13 protein-coding genes, 2 pseudogenes and 2 riboswitches are annotated in these 18081 nt (G+C 40.7%); all 15 genes and pseudogenes read right to left on the minus strand.

The features are described from left to right. Nucleotides 1-194 precede the first annotated feature (194 nt). The 15 genes and pseudogenes from V7K49_RS27065 to V7K49_RS27135 all read right to left on the minus strand — a co-directional run bounded on the left by V7K49_RS27065 (nucleotide 195) and on the right by V7K49_RS27135 (nucleotide 17621). Complete coding sequence (locus V7K49_RS27065) at nucleotides 195-1208, minus strand: ABC transporter ATP-binding protein (RefSeq protein WP_335208380.1); 1014 nt, start codon at nucleotides 1206-1208, stop codon at nucleotides 195-197. Continuing rightward, a pseudogene (locus V7K49_RS27070) lies at nucleotides 1205-2297 on the minus strand (iron chelate uptake ABC transporter family permease subunit). The gene V7K49_RS27065 and the pseudogene V7K49_RS27070 overlap by 4 nt, the downstream one beginning before the upstream one ends. A 2-nt stretch (nucleotides 2298-2299) precedes the next feature. Then, the gene (locus V7K49_RS27075) at nucleotides 2300-3517 is read right to left on the minus strand and encodes an ABC transporter substrate-binding protein (RefSeq protein ID WP_335208398.1); all 1218 of its coding nucleotides are present in this window, start codon (nucleotides 3515-3517) and stop codon (nucleotides 2300-2302) included. A 103-nt stretch (nucleotides 3518-3620) separates the two neighbouring features. Then, nucleotides 3621-4493 (minus strand): annotated as a pseudogene (locus tag V7K49_RS27080) ((2Fe-2S) ferredoxin domain-containing protein). 34 nt (nucleotides 4494-4527) lie between these two features. Further along, the gene (locus V7K49_RS27085) at nucleotides 4528-6567 is read right to left on the minus strand and encodes a TonB-dependent receptor plug domain-containing protein (protein ID WP_335208399.1); all 2040 of its coding nucleotides are present in this window, start codon (nucleotides 6565-6567) and stop codon (nucleotides 4528-4530) included. A 403-nt stretch (nucleotides 6568-6970) separates the two neighbouring features. Next, a riboswitch (cobalamin riboswitch) is annotated at nucleotides 6971-7120 on the minus strand. Nucleotides 7121-7360: 240 nt separating this feature from the next. Then, complete coding sequence (locus tag V7K49_RS27090) at nucleotides 7361-8776, minus strand: serine hydrolase (RefSeq protein WP_335208381.1); 1416 nt, start codon at nucleotides 8774-8776, stop codon at nucleotides 7361-7363. Nucleotides 8777-9158: 382 nt separating this feature from the next. Next, nucleotides 9159-9620 carry a hypothetical protein gene (locus V7K49_RS27095; protein WP_335208382.1) on the minus strand — a complete coding sequence of 154 codons (462 nt, stop codon included), beginning with the start codon at nucleotides 9618-9620 and terminating at the stop codon, nucleotides 9159-9161. Nucleotides 9621-9981: 361 nt separating this feature from the next. Continuing rightward, entirely contained in the window at nucleotides 9982-10437 is a 456-nt protein-coding gene (locus V7K49_RS27100; protein ID WP_335208384.1) for a hypothetical protein, read from the minus strand. A gap of 5 nt (nucleotides 10438-10442) precedes the next feature. Beyond that, a complete protein-coding gene (locus V7K49_RS27105) occupies nucleotides 10443-11132 on the minus strand; it encodes a class I SAM-dependent methyltransferase (protein WP_335208386.1) in 690 nt (229 codons plus the stop codon). Between the two features lie 238 nt (nucleotides 11133-11370). Beyond that, nucleotides 11371-11835: a hypothetical protein gene (locus V7K49_RS27110; protein ID WP_334872637.1), complete on the minus strand. Its 465-nt coding sequence runs from the start codon at nucleotides 11833-11835 to the stop codon at nucleotides 11371-11373. Beyond that, a complete protein-coding gene (gene cobW, locus V7K49_RS27115; protein ID WP_335208389.1) occupies nucleotides 11822-12877 on the minus strand; it encodes a cobalamin biosynthesis protein CobW in 1056 nt (351 codons plus the stop codon). The genes V7K49_RS27110 and cobW overlap by 14 nt, the downstream gene beginning before the upstream one ends. A gap of 179 nt (nucleotides 12878-13056) precedes the next feature. Further along, nucleotides 13057-14364 carry a group II intron reverse transcriptase/maturase gene (ltrA, locus tag V7K49_RS27120; RefSeq protein WP_334872641.1) on the minus strand — a complete coding sequence of 436 codons (1308 nt, stop codon included), beginning with the start codon at nucleotides 14362-14364 and terminating at the stop codon, nucleotides 13057-13059. 870 nt (nucleotides 14365-15234) lie between these two features. Then, a riboswitch (cobalamin riboswitch) is annotated at nucleotides 15235-15377 on the minus strand. Nucleotides 15378-15852: 475 nt separating this feature from the next. Further along, nucleotides 15853-16260: an FAD-binding protein gene (locus V7K49_RS27125; protein WP_335208391.1), complete on the minus strand. Its 408-nt coding sequence runs from the start codon at nucleotides 16258-16260 to the stop codon at nucleotides 15853-15855. After that, entirely contained in the window at nucleotides 16226-17218 is a 993-nt protein-coding gene (locus tag V7K49_RS27130) for a methyltransferase domain-containing protein (RefSeq protein ID WP_335208393.1), read from the minus strand. The genes V7K49_RS27125 and V7K49_RS27130 overlap by 35 nt, the downstream gene beginning before the upstream one ends. Nucleotides 17219-17351: 133 nt before the next feature. Beyond that, nucleotides 17352-17621, minus strand: a complete 270-nt coding sequence (locus V7K49_RS27135) for a hypothetical protein (RefSeq protein WP_335208395.1) — start codon at nucleotides 17619-17621, stop codon at nucleotides 17352-17354. Nucleotides 17622-18081 lie beyond the last annotated feature (460 nt).

Consider the following 18081-nt stretch of genomic DNA (forward strand, 5'->3'; position numbering starts at 1 on the left):
AGATTCCAAAACAGAATTAAAACTTGTCTTAAAGTAATCTATAAACATTGCAACGCTTTCTTAGCAAGCAATAACTAATCAACTGCAATGATTACCATTATAACATAAACGTTTTTTGCATTTACTTCTCTTGCTACTTCCTTTTATAGCCATCAACTTGTGCAAATTTTGATAACGTTTATGGGACAGCATTTCTATAAGCAATCCACAAATTTAATCATTTCATACAACGAATGATGAGTGTATACACTCTGGCTATTTGTTATTCTCCACAAAACTTGTTTAGATTTTGTTATCACTTCTACTGAGATTCGTAAGCCATTTTTATTTTGATTAACTTGGAAGCCTGCACGTTTTAAAGCACGAATAGTCCACACAGAGGCAATCCCCTCGCCTATCACATTAATTTCTCCTTTGTGGTATGTATGGAGATGAAATTCACCAGAAGCAATATCAAACTCTACACCTTCACTACGGAAAGTATCAGCAAATGCACCACTCAATACCAAATCTTCCGGTGCGCCAACGTGTAAAATGCCATTAGTTGATAATAGCCAAACTTTATCTGCAATCCGCAAAGCTAAATCTAAATCATGGGTAGAAAGGAGAATTGCTTGATTAGTTTCCCGTACTAACTGGCGCAATAATTGCATAATTTCTACCCGTCGTGGTAAATCGAGAAATGCTGTTGGCTCATCAAGTAACATAACAATAGCTGATTGAGCCAAAGCACGCGCAATCATGATTTTTTGACGTTCACCATCACTTAATTCGCTAACTTGGCGTTCTGCTAAGTGTACTGCTCCTACAGATTTAATTGCCCAAAGTACTATAGCTTCATCTTGGGGTGTCAAATTTCCCCACCAGTCAGTGTAAGGATATCGCCCCAAACTCACCAAGGTGTAGGCTGATAGCATTCCCACATCAACTTTCTCGGTGAGTACTAAACTTAGACGTTTTGCTAATTCTTGTGGTTTTAAATGATATATGTTTTCTCCCAAGAGTCGCACTTGGCCTACTATGGGTGGTTGCATTCCGGCGAGCGATCGCAGTAATGTAGATTTACCTGCACCATTGGGGCCAAGTAAACACACAAGTTCCCCAGCTTCCAAAGATACAGAAATATCAGACGCAACACACCGAACAGTTTTTCGGGATGTCTTGTAACCAATAGTCAGGTTGTGAGTTGTTAAAATCGCATCATTCATGAGGGAAAAGATTTTTGGGAATTACGCCGCAGAATTACCCAAGTGACAACAGGAGTTCCAATTAAAGCGGTGACAGCATTTAAAGGTAAAACCATCTGACTTACCCAAAGTTGGGAAAATAAATCTGCAATTAGCGCTAATATTGCACCCATGATTATTACACTAGGGATTAATATTCGATGGTCGGAAGTATTGAACAGACTACGACACAGATGGGGAATTGCCACACCTAAAAATGCTATAGGGCCACAAAAAGCAGTAATTCCACCTGCTAATTATAGATGCACTAGTAATAATAGAAAATCTGGTTTTTTGCACCGTTAAACCTAGACTACGTGCATAAGATTCGCCAAGTAAAAGTGCATTCAAAGATTTTGATTGCAGCACTGCTAAGAATAAACTCAAAAGTATAACTGGAGTTAAAACAACTAACTGTCTCCAAGTCACTCCAGCAAAACTACCAAAAGTCCACATGATATAACTTTGAATACGTTCTTTTGAACTAAATTGCAGCAGTATACTGACAATTGCACTCGTAGCATAGCCAAACAATAAACCTAAAATCAGTAGTGTCATTGTGTCTTGCACTCGGCGAGAAACAACTAACATCATTCCTAAAACTGATGCTGCGCCGAGACTTGCAGCTATAACTAAACCAAAATCGCCTAAATACCCCAAATTTGCTAATAATGTTGGTGTACCCGTAGCACTTGCTGTCAGCACAACTAACGCTACACCTAAACTTGCACCAGAACTAATTCCTAATATAAAAGGTCCTGCTAAGGGATTTTTAAATAAAGTTTGCATTTGCAAGCCACTTACACCTAAAGCTGCACCCGCTAAAGTTGCAGTTAAAGCTTTAGGTAAACGAAATTTGAGAATAATATTACCCCATGTCGCTTTTTCTGGTTCTTGTCCTAGCAAAATTTTGACTACTTCATTAATAGGAACATCAACTGAACCTAAAGCTAAGTCCAATAAAAAGGCAAATATTAAACCTATCAGCAAACTTGAAAAAATAATAATTTTTAGAGCCAGAGGTTTTTGGTTTAGTAGGGGGATTTTCAATTTAGATTTTTCACTTAACATTATTAAATAAGTTTGCGGTAATAAAATAGTTGATGATTAGGTAATATATCTGGATGCAGTATCTTAATCAAGTCAGATAAAACGACATCTGGGTTACTAATACCATCTTCCCAGTAATCATTACCTCCACTTTCATTGACACGGGCATTATTATTATAAAGATTTCCCTGTTTCGCAGCCTTAAAATCAGCATAACGATTATCTTCAGCAACTAAATCTTTTAAAGTATTCCAAGATTGACGAAAGTTTAACCAGTAATCAGCATTAGCCGCACGTTCTAAAACAACTTCAAAAGATAGAGGTAGACTACCAGATGATTTATCATCACTCCAGAGGTAGTTTGCTCCTGCATCAGCCAGATATTTAGCTACGTAACTTTTACCCCCAGGTGTATACCAAGTTCCTTTAAAGTTAAATCCAACAAATACAGTCGGACGATTTTTTACAGATTTGGCTTTTTGAGCTATTTGTTCATATTTATTGGCAATTTCATTAAAGATTTTTTCTGCTTTTTCTTCTTTATTAAAAAACAAAGCCGTAAATTTCAGCCATTCACTTCTTCCCAATGGTGTGTCTTCCATATATTCCGCATTTATCCCCACTTTCAAACCCGCCTCTGTGAGTTTGGCATAGCTATCGGTTTGGGAATTTCCACTACCATAAGTTGTTACCAAGTCAGGATTTAATTCTAATAATTTCTCTATATCCACATTGTCATTATTACCTATTTGTGATACTTTCCCAGCTTTGATTCTTTCTACCACATCAGGAGTATTTATTTGCTTACTATTACTAACACCAATCAATTTATCAACTACTCCTAACTTTGCTAAGTGCGGTAAATGAGTAGTAAAAAGAGAGACTATAGAATTTACTGGTACTGTAATTACCTGTGTTTGATTAAATCCTTGTGGCGTAGGAGTTCCACATTGAACTAGAACATATTGAAAACCTGTCTTAGCATTCTGCCAAGGGTTTTTGATTGTGACGACTTTATAGTGTTTATGATACTCTACTGCCAAGCCTGTTGCATGGGTAATCTTGATTTTATTAGGGAAATAATCAGTTTTGAGGTCATATTTTTGAATACAGGCGTTATTGTTGGTCTTAGTAGATATGTTAATCGCTGTACTATTGCAGGCAATTATTAAAGTTGCTATTAAAAGTAATTGGCATAAAAAAATTATGGGTTTTGGATGATAAGTTTTTACCAATTTCATGGGTTTCATAAAAATATTTTTTTCATGCAAAGAGTTAGAGTAAAAGAGGATGAGATAAATAAAAAGTGCTTTATATCTTTGTATGAGATAAAAAAAGGATAAACTACACGGAATCTGGTGAATAGCAATATTCAGTAACTTTGTTACCTTTTACTAAATGTTCATTAACAATAATTTCAGCAACATTCTGGTTAACACGACTGTACCAAGTTCTATCATTTGAATAAAATACAACTGATCCTAGTTGGCAAACTTCCAAACAGCCAGATGTTCTCACTTCCACTTCCACACCTGCTTTTTCCACTGCTGATTTTAAAGCATCAAATGTAGGTTGCCATTTCCGTGAAGGAAGACAGCGAGTTGAAGTGCAAACTGAGATATAAGAATGTTTTAGGGGATTTTTGGTAAACGGTATAGGTTTGTTTCCCAATACATGGATATCTCGTAGTTCCTGATAAAGAGCTAATTTTGATAAGTTAGGCTTGGCTTCTGGTAATAAATTTTCACCTTCTACATATGGATTTGGCAAGAAAATAGTCATAAGGTTTTCATCTGCACCATTCCAAAAATCGATTCCCTAACTTCTAGGGACACCTTCTGCATTAAACCGTCGATAAAATGCAGCACGATTTACTTGACCTTGTTGCCTTAATTCCAAAGGAGTCTTACAATGAGGGCCACCTAAATTAGCCTCTATACATAGGTGCAAATGCCAGCCTTCTGTGACTACTGTGAGATATCCATCATAGAGGATACAAATTTTGGGTGGAGCATTAAATTCTAATTCTAATACACCTCCTTGAACAATATGCCCTACCCCAACCTGCGGCCAATTTTGCTCAAATAAAGTGTAAAGTAGCAATGACAAAATATCACTCCCACAATCCAAATATTCATATTCAATAGACCCTTCCGTAGATAAAGCCTCAGTGACAACTTGATTTAATGGTGTTACCCAAGAATTGAATTCAGACATGAGATATTCTCCTTATATTAGTCACCTTATTCCATCAAAATGTTGAACTTAAACCAACTTGAAAAACTCTCCCCCCATCAGGAAAACCAGGGAATAATTGGTATCTTTGGTTAAAGATATTATCTCCACTGCCTGTTAACACTAATGTATCACTGATACTAACCCGCATTTTCCAATCAAAAGTAGTGTACCCAGATAAAGATTCTGTATTGGTATTGTTTATTGGATATGCACCTAAAGAATGCATCAGTATTCCAGCATATAAACCTTCACGAGTTTCATAAGAAAGTCCTGCATTTAAACTATCTGCGCCGGCAAACCGTAATTCTTTATCAACTTCGGCAGAGTTTGTACTTTTTAAAATCCGCGGATCATTTGCTGTATAACTAACAAAAGCATAGATATTCTTTGCTAGCTGCAAATTTAAAACTGCTTCGATTCCCGTAGTACGAACCTTACCAATATTTTCGTAAGTAGCTACAGGAACAGCAAAGTTATAAGCGATTAAATCTGATATTGTGTTGTTGAAATAGGTCAAGCGCAATAAACCAAAATTACCTAACTTCTGGTCTATTCCAATATCATAACTATCGCCTTTTTCTGGACGAAGATTAGGATTTCCAACGTAAGTACTACCATTGGCATATAAGCTAAAAAGATTCGGTGCGCGGAAATTCTTGATATAATTAGCTCTCAGGCTGGTAGAGTCGGTAACTGCAAATTTTGTCCCGACACTCGGTGATGTAAATGAACCATTTGTCAAGCTGCTAAAATCTTGGCGTAAACCTAAGTTGGCAATGAAGCTAGGGGTAAAGTTAATTTCATATCTAGCAAATAGCGCCCCTTGACTAATACTATCGTCGTAAGTGACTGTTTTTGTATTAGCAGAAAAGTCGAATGTACTGTTAGTAGCTGCCACATTGCGGTAATCAAAGCCATAAACTAGGGTTTGATTATTAGCAAATTTCCAACTATGTTGTGTTTGCAATCCATAAGAAGTTTGCCCGTTATCATATCGTGCTTGGGATGAATTGCGACTATCATAGCGAGTGTTAAGGAAATCTGCGTAAACTTTTGCTGTTAGCAGTGAATCATCCCCACTTCCTAGTTTTGAGTTCCAGGTTAAATCGGTGAGAACTTGGTCTGTGTATTTGCGATCGCTATCCGTCAACGAGTTAAAATAACCTTGACCATATAATGGTTCAGGAATGGGGACTCCTCCTGGTACTCCTTGGTCTTTACCTAAATATAGGGTTGAGAGGGTTATGGTATTGCGAGAACCTAAATTCGGCTCTAACTTGACATTAAAGTTATTGTAGAGAGTGTCATTATTTTTCCTGGTTCCCTCAAAGTTGGCTTTTGGGATGGAAAAAGGATAATTATTTTCGGCTTCGGTACGGTTGTAACCTACAACCCAAGAAATATTCCCTACTCTGCCGCTATTGTTGATAGTCTGCTGATTTAGCCCATAAGCGCCAAGGGTGACTCCCGCTTGTGTTGTCACTTTTTCTGTGGGACGCCGAGTGATAATGTTAATCACTCCCCCAATCGCATCAGAACCATAAAGGGTAGAACCACCACCCGGTAATACTTCCATTCTTTCAACAATATTGGTAGTAAATTCTGAAAGGTCAAAACCACCGGAACCTAAATCGTTAATCGGTCTACCATCAAGCAAAATTAAGACTTGTGCAGAGTTAGAACCTCGGATAAATTGACCGCTTAAGGCGTTTACTTCTGTGCCAACTGTACCATCAGGCAAAATACCAGGAAGAAATTTTAGCGCTTCTCTGACAGTTCTAGCACCTTGCGCTTCCATTTCTTCACCGGTAATGACGTAAACCGGACGGGTGGAATCTTTCACTGTCCCCTCTCGGCGAAAGGGTGAGTAAACGGGTTCATTCAATAGCTTGTCGATGACTGTTAATTCAATATCTGGTTCTTCTGTGGATGCTGGAGTCTTCTCAGGTGTTATTTGTGCAACTGGTTGTAAGTCTCTTGCAGTACCTTCGTGCTTGGAAAACTCAGATATTTGTGGAACTTGATTAGCGTAGGCGTAGCCCGCCGCAGGCATCGCTACATTTCCTCCACATACCATCCCATAGGTTGCGGTAAAAACGAAGATTTTTGAGAAAAATTCACAATAAATAACTATACGGGAAGTGGACATCAAACTCCTCGTTTTCAGTAAATTCAGGTATTTATTTGTGCTATGAGTTTTTGGGATTTAGGCTTGAACTAGCTTGCTGAAATCCTGCCATACCTAGATCATGGTGGATACTATTTGGATAGCAAAAAAGACATTGTGGTATTCTTTATGGATACCCAAATTTTTACATAACTATCTAAAATTGAGTATTGTTACTAACAGCGAAGCGAAGTAGTAAAACTTGCAGAGGGTACTGTCTTAAAACGATATTTGTACCCATGAAATTTCTTAATCATATATATCATCTGTACCTCGCAGATAAATGTTTTGTGTCTAGAGTGAGTCGGCGGGTATTCTGACTTTGAGACACCTTACATTTGTCTCATTACAGCTGCGGGACAGCGCCGGATTTACACCAAACTTTCCCCTTTGCACCTGATGGCTGCTCCCCATCAGAACCGACAGTTATGTGTCAGATTACCACAGTTACTGTCTGCATGTAAATTTAGTTGATAACAATTTTGATTCTCCATATCACTTCCTGGATATGGAATTATACTTATGCTCCCGTTAACACGCATAAAGGAAATCCCCTAACTGTCAGTACAGGGGACTTTGCGGACATTGTAGATTTAATTTCGTCAGGTGTCTTACGTTCCTAACGCACCTTTGTGGAGGCTACAAAACAGAAGTTTGGATTTTGTTTAATCCACATTCCTTAAGGTAACTGAGTTAATTTTGGTTGGTATAAGTATGTATATACCAGATGAGAAACTTGACGAACAAAATCCCTACCTCTGGTGTCATTGTAAGGTCTTCTCACAAAAATCCCTGCTAAGTAACGCTTGCCATTGGACATCTCTATAATACCTGCATCCCCAATGACAAACCCAATATCCCCTGTTTTATGAGCAATTATCGCTCCCGAACCCAAACCAGCTGCCAGCAACTTTCTGTTATGACAATGATTTAAAATGTCTAAAGCCTGGGAGCGACTCGCATCTGAAATTAACTTGTGATATTGAATCAATGCTGACAATTTTACTAAGTCGGCAGGACTAGTCGTATTAGTTCCCTTGAAATCTCCCAGTAAATTACGAATTACAGTATTTTTCAATCCCCAACTGTGAAACCGCTGATTCAATATTGCCTTACCACCCAAACGGTCAATAATCATGTTTGTGGCGGTATTGTCGCTGATACTAATCATTTTGTTTATGGTTTGCAGCACAGTCAACTTGGTTCCCACAGGTGTATACTGCAAATCTCCAGAGCCACTTGCAACCAAGTCTCGCCGCATTACCAGGGTATCATTTAGCTTAACTTTGCCAGCGTCTATTTTCTCAAATAAAGCAATCAGAATTGGGAACTTAATCGTACTCGCAGCTGGAAATACTTTGTTGCCACTAATATCCAAATAGTTACCCGTCTCTAAATCCACAAAAAACATCCCCGGCTTGAGGAAACTGTAGCGAGCCATCAATGCATTAATTTGAGATTTTAGTTGTGGTAGTTCCTGACCTAAAGAAACTACCCCGGCAAACATAGAAGCATTGACTGGTTTAGTGAGTATATCTGGTAGACTAGGCTGATTAATACCTAGAATATTTTGTAAAGGCCCTTGGCGTTGAAATAAGAGAAGTTTGGATTTTTTCTGGAGATTAGGGGTAATCGAGATTGGTGTTTGGGAGGATTGTTCCCCAGTTTGTATTCCCCATTCTATAATTCCCGTCGCAGGCATTTTGTCTTTTTCAATTGATGATAATTTGATGACCCAATGAGAGGGAGAATCTCCCTTAACTATTACACTTTGGGGAGAGACAGTATAACCGGATGCTAATTCAATTACGAGTCTGGTAGTTTGGGAGTCAAGCTGTGCTACCCGAATTTCTCGAATTGCTGAACCAAAGTTTTGTTTGGTTGTAGGATAGCCCAAAATAGTTCCCGATAAATCAATGACAAGCCTTTTAGGGTTATCAATTAAAAAAATTCTAGGTTGAATACCTGAGTCAGTGGTTAGGTCAAGCTGATTTTGAGTGGGGTCAAAGTGCCAGGATTCTAATCGAGTTGCTTTTGCAGGAGAGGATAGCAGCAAAACACTAATTAAGCTCAACAATAACCAGCGTAATTTCATACAGTATAGTGAGGAGAATATTGAATTTCTTTAAAGAATGTTTGAAAAGGGTCTTTTGCTTTCATACTTAGCACAGTGAAGCATCTCAGTAAATGCCTAAAACCTCAATCAATTTTTCGCCCCAATCAACCAAAGTATTAACAGCAAAACTATACCTTATGGCAATTTAAAACGTCCTCTGACAGAGATTTGTTGGGAAGTGAATGAAACCAGAACTGATCGAAAATCATAAGCAAGAAAATATCTAATGTCAAGAATTTTGGATAGTAAATATAGATTCGGTTTTATGAAAGTCAGTATAATTTAATTCACACCCCTTAAAAAACGGGTGGACAAAGTTTTCACAAATTACTATAAAAGCACCCACTAACTTGGTATTTTTCTATTGAAAAGTAGTTGATTGAGAATCGCTCTGTGTGTTTTTATCTGTACAGGGTGTGATTTTCTCTGTTGGTGGAAGATACTCACCTTCTACTCCGATAGTGATTCCCCTTGTCTGACGCAGCGCATTTATCGCTTTAGGACAGTCACAACCAAATTTAGCGATCGCAGCGTCACTTTCCTCATCTGTCATATTTAGTTCTATCACCTTTTGATTATCAGCTTGAGAATTGTCGGCTTTTGCGAGAAATAGGCGATTAAAAGTTGCTAAATGTGCATTTACACTACAGTTTTGACGTTCACAATTTAAAGTAGCTGTATGAGCATTATTTGTAGAAGCATTCTCCGGTAATTTCTCCTGGTTGGGATTATCTGCTTTCGCGGATTTTTCTAAGAATAAATTTAGGAGTAACGAACTAACAAATGTTGAGCTTGCAAATAAAATCAGGGGTAGTTTTTTCACTACTTTATCCCAACTATGCGATTGGACTGCACAACCATAACACCCTTCATTTTCAATGTCAGTTTATTTTTAGCATCCAAATTAAATTTTAATTTTTTTCTAAATAAATATCAATATATTTACCATCAATCATGAGAAAATTTTAATCACTTTTTATAGTAGATTAAAAATATTCATTAATCAAAAATACTACAAGATATGGTGGATAAATATAATTTAATTACCCACTCTTTGAATAAATAGTTTTGAATTTTTTAAGACTATGGTCTTGGAGTTTTTAACTTTGCTATTAAAGCTTTATACATCGCAATTGGGACAAAGCGATAAAACCAGAAAGCTGATTTTTTATTTTCGATGAGTCTCATTGTGTTTTTGTTCCTATTGAGAGGGTATGCTGAGGTTGAAATTCTGCCCATTCTTTGCACACAGTTTGATAACATTGCGGTGGTGTAATTGGTAGATTAGTTAAATAGAAAAACTCAGCTTGATGACCATACTCTAACAAGAACACAACATCAGTCTGCGGATTATACTTATCTACAGCTTCGAGAATATGAGCATTCATGAAGTGTCTTTGCAACAGTACGGTATCGGGTGCTGCTAACCAAGCATTTAAGAAAGCTGCGAGATTTTTACGCGGAATAAAATGCGCTTTAAATATTTCGCCAGCCATACCTAAATGCGGAGAGTTAGTACTACAAATTATGACACCACGTTCTCCTCCTAAATAACCGATCCCAGCGTTATAACCAATTGCTAATATATTGGTGGCGATAAAAGCTTGTTGCCAATCTTTGGTGTTTATTTCTGGGGTCATATTGATTAAACTCCTTTTGATAACTGCCAGAGTTGGATGGAATAACATAAATAGCTTTCAAAAATAGCGCGTGCTGCTAATTCCTCAATAATCGGTTTTTCCAACCAACGCTTAAACGCTAAACGAGCGATCGTGTATAATGGTGGAAGTGCGTTCGGCGCTTCTGTGCGAGACGCTTTGCGAACGCCGTAGCGCTTCGCTATCGCCACAACATTCGCAATATATTTGACCGTTGTCAGCCCAAAAGTACGGAAGTTATCAACACACAAGTCAATGGTTGGTGCAACTTGGCTGGAGATGTCCTCAGTCTTGGTTAAATTGAATCTAGCCTGCACTAAAGTCGCCTGGAGTTCACTGGTGACATGACAGTTAGAAAAAATACCTTCTTTGTATTCGCCGTCAGAACGCATCATATCTGCAAGCAGCAGGTAGCCACCACTACTTAGTAAACGAGCCGCACCCTGAGCCAAATCGTCAACAGCAATATACTGGCTACTTTCGCTAAACAGAACTAGGTCGTAGGAGCGTGAAGTGGGAAAATCTTCAAATCTTGTTAAGTAGAAAGGGACTTGAGAATTGGTATTCTTGATAAACCTTTCTTGTTGGAGTGCGTCGGGTGCTAATCCTTCAACACCCAAACCGCGAACGCACAAATATACTGCGTTACCACCAATACCACAGCCCACGTCAAGCACAGTTTTTGTACCTTCTGGGATAAAACTCAAAAGCTTTGCTGCATATAGCTGACTGAGCCACACGCAGGCGAGTTAGAGTTAATTCTTCACCATGAGTAGATAGTGGTTCCCAATACCCGTAATGGAGATAGGAGGAATTTGTGAGTCCCATGTAATAATCTATCGCCGCATTTTGGTAGCGAGTAGGTTTCGGAATATTGCTTGATTTTGGCTTGAGCATTGAGGAATAAACTAAGTTTTACGGCATTAGACTTGGATTAAACTCTGACCAACGCTTGCAAACTTGTTCGTAGCAATCCGGTGGAGTAATTTTTAGTTGGTGTAAGAAATTGACCTCAATCTGAGGTTCAGCTTTTAGTACCAGAAGAATATCTTGATGGGGATTGTATGTTGCGACTGCGGGGAAAATTGATGAAATCATGGATGAGCAGATTGATTGCGATATAGCTCCGGAATCCTGAAACGATCGCAAGTAAAACCTAATCAGATCGGAGGGGAGAAATTGGAGGGTGAAGGGAACTGTATCAAGACTTGTAATTGTCGGGTGAGTAACTTGAGTATCCACATCACAAATAACAACTCCCCGCCCAAATGACTGAAATCCCTTCCATCCTGTGTAACCGATTACCAGCAGATTGTTATAAATAAAGCTGTTTTGCCAGTAGCCAAAATTTCCTTGCCAGACACTATTAGAAGGTCGCATTCACTTCCTCCCCCAACACCAATGACTCAATGCGAACCTGCTCAAGCTCCCGTCCAATCAACACTAATCGTGTTTGACGGGGTTCATGGGGTTGCCAAGTCCGGTCATAAAAGTAGTCAAATCGATTACCAACACCCTGTAATACCATACGCATGGCTTTATTCGGAACTGCTACAAATCCCTTAATTCGGTAAATTTCTTGCTGTTGTACCAATGTTTGCAAACGTTTAACCAAGACAGCCGGCTCAAATGCTCGGTCTAGCACTAGTTGCACTGCATTAATCCCTTCATCATGTTCGTGTTCGGCTTCGTTGTCGTGGTGACTGGGACGACTATCTAAGTTATCTTCTACCGCAGCGTTGAAACCGAGTAACAAATTGCTACTGATTTTACCGTCCTGGCAAGGAATGACTTTTACACCAGGAGATAAGTTCTGCTTTAGCCAATCCTGTACTCTAACTTGCGTTTGGGAATCAACGCGATCGCTCTTAGTCAGCAACACTAAATCAGCACAAGCCAGCTGATCTTCAAATAGTTCCTCAATCGGTGTTTCGTGTTCTATGCTAGAGTCGGCTTGTCGCTGTGCTAAAAGAGCTGCTAAATCGCCTACATATTGATTAGTTGCTAACGCTTCACAGTCCACCACAGTGATTACGCCGTCCACTGTAGCCCCTGTGCGAATTTCCGGCCAGCGAAATGCTTGCACCAATGGTTTTGGTAGCGCTAGTCCAGAGGTTTCAATCAACATACAGTCAAGGCGATCGCGTCGCTTCAGTAATTCTTGCATTGCTGGTAAGAATTCCTCTTGCACCGTGCAGCACAGACAACCATTGGTGAGTTCAACAATATTACTGTTGGGGTCTTCTTGATCGTCACAAACTTGGCAATCACGCAATAGTTCGCCATCAATTCCGATTTCTCCAAATTCATTCACCAAAACAGCAATGCGTCGCCCTTCATTGTTTTGGAGTAAATGGCGAATTAATGTCGTTTTGCCTGCGCCTAGAAATCCTGTAATGACTGTGACGGGAATTTTATGCATATAAAGTGTGTTGTTTGTTGATTAATTTTGCGATCGCAAGAAAGAAGTTTTAACCGCAGATATCACGAAGTAGAGATGTGTGACGAAGTTCAATTTCGCCTCTCTACTAATTTGCAGGTGATGTGGAAGGGCGTTTAATTTATTGGGCACGAACATTAGCCAAATAAATAAGCGTTAAACTAAGCGATTCCCTCACGAAAACCGCTCGTCTTCAAAACCGTGCGTGAGACTTTCACCTCACACGGCTCCTCAGTAATAAGGCTTTTGTCAACAACCGTCCGGTAATAGTTCGCCCACCCTCTAATAATTGGGTTTAAATGGACTATTAGCGCAGATTGTGAGGCTGCTTTATGCTGGTCTATTACTTTTGCAATCCGATTGTAGTGTACCTTTAATTTTTCCTTGCTGGGTTTGATGAGTGTCTTGAATCCAAGTGGTTTCCCTTGAGAATTACAACCTGTGTTATATTTTCCTACTGGGTACTGCCTGACGTGAAAACCCAGGAAGTTAAACCCCACGTCTTGCCCATTGTGTTCAGATAACGTATGGGTAAGGCGTGTTTTACTTGGTTTCAATTCCAAACCCATGCCATTTAACCAATCAGAGATTATCTCTTTACATCTTTGGACAACAGTTAAATCTTTGTGTATTATCACAAAGTCGTCGGCGTACCGGATTAGGCTTAGGGAATTGCGGTTATTCTGTTTATCCCCTGGTAGTTTTTCTGCTACCTGCTTCATCCGTTCTTCCATCCCGTGGAGGGCGATATTTGCCAATAACGGAGAAATGACTCCCCCTTGTGGCGTACCCTCAGATGTGGGGAACAGTTGTTTTCCATCCATCACCCCCGACTTGAGCCAAGAGTTTATTTGGCGTCTGAGAGTCGGAAATGTATTTAATTTTCTGAGAAGTTCCCCTTGGTTTATTCTATCGAAGCATTTGGCAATGTCTGCGTCCAGCACATATTTAGCTTTATGCCTAATTGCATTGAAAATGGCATCGATAGCATCATGGCATGAGCGTCCTGGTCGAAACCCATAAGAGTTGGGTTCAAATCTTGCTTCCCACTCGGCTTCAAGCGCTAGCTTAACCAATGCCTGAAGCGTTCTGTCGTACATCGTGGGAATACCGAGAGGACGTTTTTCGTCTGTACCCGGTTTGTCAATCCATACCCGACGGGTGGGCTTGGATTTCCCCTTTAACTCAAGATTTTTCACCATTGCCAACCTTTGGACGGGCGAGAGTAATTTTACTCCGTCTACTCCGGCTGTCTTTTTGCCCTGGTTATCCTGTGTAACGCGACGTACCGCCAGCATTCTTGCCGACCAAGACCTCATCAAAGTCTTTTGGAGTCTGCGGACTGCTTTTAAATCACCACGACTAGAGGCTTTGAATATTCTCTTTTGCAGCTTATAAACCCTACGTTCCAGCAAACGCCAGTTTGTTTGGTTCCATTCCACCGTCTGATTGTTCAGCGTTTTAGACATTTATACTGCTACTCAAAACTATTCATTCCTTATTACCGTAAGTCTGTCAGCATATCCCTGCCATTACAGCAAGGCGTTTGGCTTTTGACTCAATCCTTCCCATCCGTGGCATCTGGTTAGCACCTACTCAGAGTATTCGACCTCTCTGAGAGCTTACGGAGGGTTACATCGTTCCGAATGACCATACTATGAGTCTTTAGAGTTCCACTTTCCACTGGGTTTATTTGGAGATGCTGTTAGTCGGGGATACATCCGCTAACCTCTTATCCTTTGCCTTTTGGCTTCCAGCTAATCAGTCCGTTTTGCTGGTTAAAGATAACGATGGTTCAGACGTGAATTCAAGCCTAAGCTTTACTCATGGACTCTTTTGCTTGCCCCGCACTAGCTTGGACTAGGAGTGTGGAAGGGCTTTTATTCCCGCTTTACGGATTGATGGCTAGTCGCTACCGTAGGGAAAATGCTTTCAGCTGGCATCTACAGGGGAGGGGTTCACACCCTCATGGTCACTCAGTTATCAAGTTTGATTCAGGATTGCTCCTTATTTCTCCTTGTGGCTAATCCCCCCAACCCTTTGTGGGCTTGGTTTCTAGCCAACGAGTCGCACATATCTGTTCTTTTTTGTGAATAGTTACGCCAGAGATAATTAGTACGAGCGATGTCTACGATGGTCACTGAGCTTGTCGTTCGCGCAGCGTCTCGTAGAGAAGTGCGGGCTACGCCTACGCAATTTATACCCGGAATTAACTACCTACCATCTCACAGAAAGCTGTAACCTGTAGCGTCTTAATATGTGTGGCTATGAGAATGTAAAGTCTAGTAATTGTAGAAGTCTTCATAAAAATACTTATCTGTGCCTCGCAGATGTACAAAATTTACAAGTCAACTTCGGCGGGCATTCTGACTCACAAGGCAGTCCTTGATTACAGCTGCGGGACAGCGCCGGATTTACACCGGACTTTCCCCGTTTCCTCTAATGGCTGTTCCCCACTAGAACCGAGATTCTTTCGCATATTAACACAAAAGTGCGCTCGTGTTGAGTCATAAATGAATAAAAAGTGCTGAGTTAAAAAATCGGGTCAATTACTCAAGACTGTGGATTCTTCACTGCAATAAGTAGTGAGTACTTTCTACTTCACTCAGCATTACTGAAAAAATAGCGATCGCGGTAGGCTAAATTGTATCTGGGTCGATATTTAACTCTCGCAATTTTGCTGCCAAACGTTGTGCTTTTTCAGCTTGCTGTTGTGCAGGCGATCGCATACGCAGCGTTACCATCCGTTGGGATACTGAATTTTTACGAACATTTGTAGGGAGTGGTCATAGCTTACTACAACGGTTACATCCCATTTTGGAGAGCGATCGCGCTCCCCAGTTTCACTGTACCGTCGGTTCAATTACGCCGAACCGTATTGCATCAGATTTGCAACACATCATATCAAGAAATTGCCCAGCGGTTACGCCATCGCACTTTCTTTGGTGTCTGTCTCTTCAGCGCTTGCTAAATTCGTGAATGCTGTACGCTGCAAACCCAAGACATCCAGGGATAAACCCTAAGTTCTCTAAAATAGAAGTAGTTGTGTTTTGAGGATTTAATGAAACCAGATTTTGACACTTGACACTGCTAGGCACAATTTTTGTGAGTTTTTGACCTAGCGATCGCTCTGTTGCTTGCTGCTCCTGTTGTGCTTCTACTAAAATTTGCAGACCTGATGATTGCAATCCACAGGCTAGCGTCAAACCCGAAATGCCGCCGCCGACAATAATTACATCGCAGTTCACCAAAGATGGATTTGGCGATGGAGTCATGGCTGGAAACTCAAAATTGGTCATCATGCGTAGGCGCAGCCCGCCGCAGGCATCGCTACTTAACCAAGCCTGAGGGAGTTTGGTTGGCAAAATTTCTGTCCATCAATTCTGTACTCCCGTTCGCCCGCACAGCGCGGAACATTCCAAATCGACACAGCCCTGCACCAAACGCCAAACGCATCAGCAAAAACGTCGGCACCTCGCGCACAGACTTGATGAAACCAGACAGTCCAAAACGCAGAAATCCGCTCGGTCGAACCACCCCTTGCCAGAGCGAATCTAACCAAGAAGGAAGCGTTTCTTGCGTCCAGTCTGCCGTAATTACTTCGCCCTCGACTAAGGAAGTCTCTGCTAAAAGTTCGGAGAATCCCTCAATGCTAGAAAAAGCTGGATGAGACCACTGATCTAGGAGTTGTCGCATCACTGGTTTCTCCCAGAAATTTAGCGGCTTTTGGCGGTCATCCCTCTGATTCCAGTCAGCTACAACCAACACTCCACCAGGCTTTAGCACCCGGATTAATTCTCTAGCAAAAACAGCTTTATCTGGCATGTGAGGGCCTGCCTCGATTGACCAGACCACATCAAAACTGGCATCTGGAAACGATAATGCCATCGCATCATCGACTGCAAACTGGGCACTTAGCTCTTGGGGCGTTAACTCCTGGGCGCGTTTCACCTGCTGTGGGCTGATCGTAATCCCTGTTACGGCAAACCCATAATCTCGCGCTAAAATCCGGCTGCTGCCGCCAATACCACAGCCAACATCTAAAACGGTAGTACCAGGAGGTAATTTTTCTATTCCACCCCATTTAACCATTTCATGTACAAAGTCAGATTTAGCAGCCAAAAAATCCTTCTGTCGTGGCGGCGAACCGTAATGACCGAGGTGAATGTGTTCCCCCCAATAAAACTCTAGGATGCCGTCAAGAGTCCATTGATCATAGGAATTGGCGACTGTAGCTGAGGATTGATACTTACGGGCAGTCAGGAAATAAGTCGCAATTCCTACCACCAAAAGCAGAAGAAAACCAATTACAAAAATTGACATTGTTTTGAACGCTCCTGTACGCCTACCGTAGATAGATTTTTTGCCCGAATCTCGTAGCCATGAATTTTGTAGCAGGAACCCTTGACAATAAAGCAGAGGGGCAAAGTCGAAAGAGGATTTGCAGTTTAACTCATTATTTGAGTCGAGCTAACGGTTTGCTCGTTGCTCGTCCCGAATCAGATGAGCGATGGCATAACCGCCCACAGTCGGCGATGCCTACGGCGAGCAAAGCTAACGCTGTATAAATCCTCCCATACATCGACATTGCAATATTTTGCATACCTTGAATAATTTTCCCTGGAAGTAGACGGGGCTTGTGTTTGTCTTGGGGAATCGTCTGTTTGACAAAGGGATGAACAGCAGTGGGTATCTTCCCAGCTCGGTGAAGATAGAATTTCGGCATGATAATTAACCAAAGTATTAATGTAGTAAATTAGCAATTTCTATGCGTAAGTGAGAAAGCATTTGTTCGGTATGCAACAGGACTGTGTAAGTCATTCACGCCATTTGCTACCTGTTTGCAACAACTTCCATCTGTTAATTAATCCAGCGTTTCGTTGTTGCTGCGACTATTTTCAAGCGATATTCCCACAGCAAATAGCTGTTACCATCGCTGCATCGCTCATACGCAATTTCTATTGTGAATTAATCGCCTACCGTCTCATAGAAAGCCGTAACCTGTAGCGTCCTGATATGTGGGGCTATGAGAATGTATTGCCTAGTAGTTGTAGAAATATTCATAAAAATACTTAATCTGTGCCTCGCAGATGTATAGAACCCATTTGGGATCTGGTGTACCGGGAGATTAAAAGTATTTTTTATTACTTATGTACTCAAGCAGTTTAACAGATGAAGAGTGGTCA

Source organism: Nostoc sp. (assembly GCF_036919675.1).
Classification (GTDB): domain Bacteria; phylum Cyanobacteriota; class Cyanobacteriia; order Cyanobacteriales; family Nostocaceae; genus Nostoc.

Excerpts from the sequence above, each read along its gene's own strand:
- V7K49_RS27065 (WP_335208380.1), bottom strand. The coding sequence starts at position 1,208 with ATGAATGATGCGATTTTAACAACTCACAACCTGACTATTGGTTACAAG.
- V7K49_RS27075 (WP_335208398.1), bottom strand. The coding sequence starts at position 3,517 with ATGAAATTGGTAAAAACTTATCATCCAAAACCCATAATTTTTTTATGC.
- V7K49_RS27085 (WP_335208399.1), bottom strand. The coding sequence starts at position 6,567 with ATGCCTGCGGCGGGCTACGCCTACGCTAATCAAGTTCCACAAATATCT.
- V7K49_RS27090 (WP_335208381.1), bottom strand. The coding sequence starts at position 8,776 with ATGAAATTACGCTGGTTATTGTTGAGCTTAATTAGTGTTTTGCTGCTA.
- V7K49_RS27100 (WP_335208384.1), bottom strand. The coding sequence starts at position 10,437 with ATGACCCCAGAAATAAACACCAAAGATTGGCAACAAGCTTTTATCGCC.
- V7K49_RS27110 (WP_334872637.1), bottom strand. The coding sequence starts at position 11,835 with ATGCGACCTTCTAATAGTGTCTGGCAAGGAAATTTTGGCTACTGGCAA.
- cobW (WP_335208389.1), bottom strand. The coding sequence starts at position 12,877 with ATGCATAAAATTCCCGTCACAGTCATTACAGGATTTCTAGGCGCAGGC.
- ltrA (WP_334872641.1), bottom strand. The coding sequence starts at position 14,364 with ATGTCTAAAACGCTGAACAATCAGACGGTGGAATGGAACCAAACAAAC.
- V7K49_RS27130 (WP_335208393.1), bottom strand. The coding sequence starts at position 17,218 with ATGTCAATTTTTGTAATTGGTTTTCTTCTGCTTTTGGTGGTAGGAATT.
- V7K49_RS27135 (WP_335208395.1), bottom strand. The coding sequence starts at position 17,621 with ATGCCGAAATTCTATCTTCACCGAGCTGGGAAGATACCCACTGCTGTT.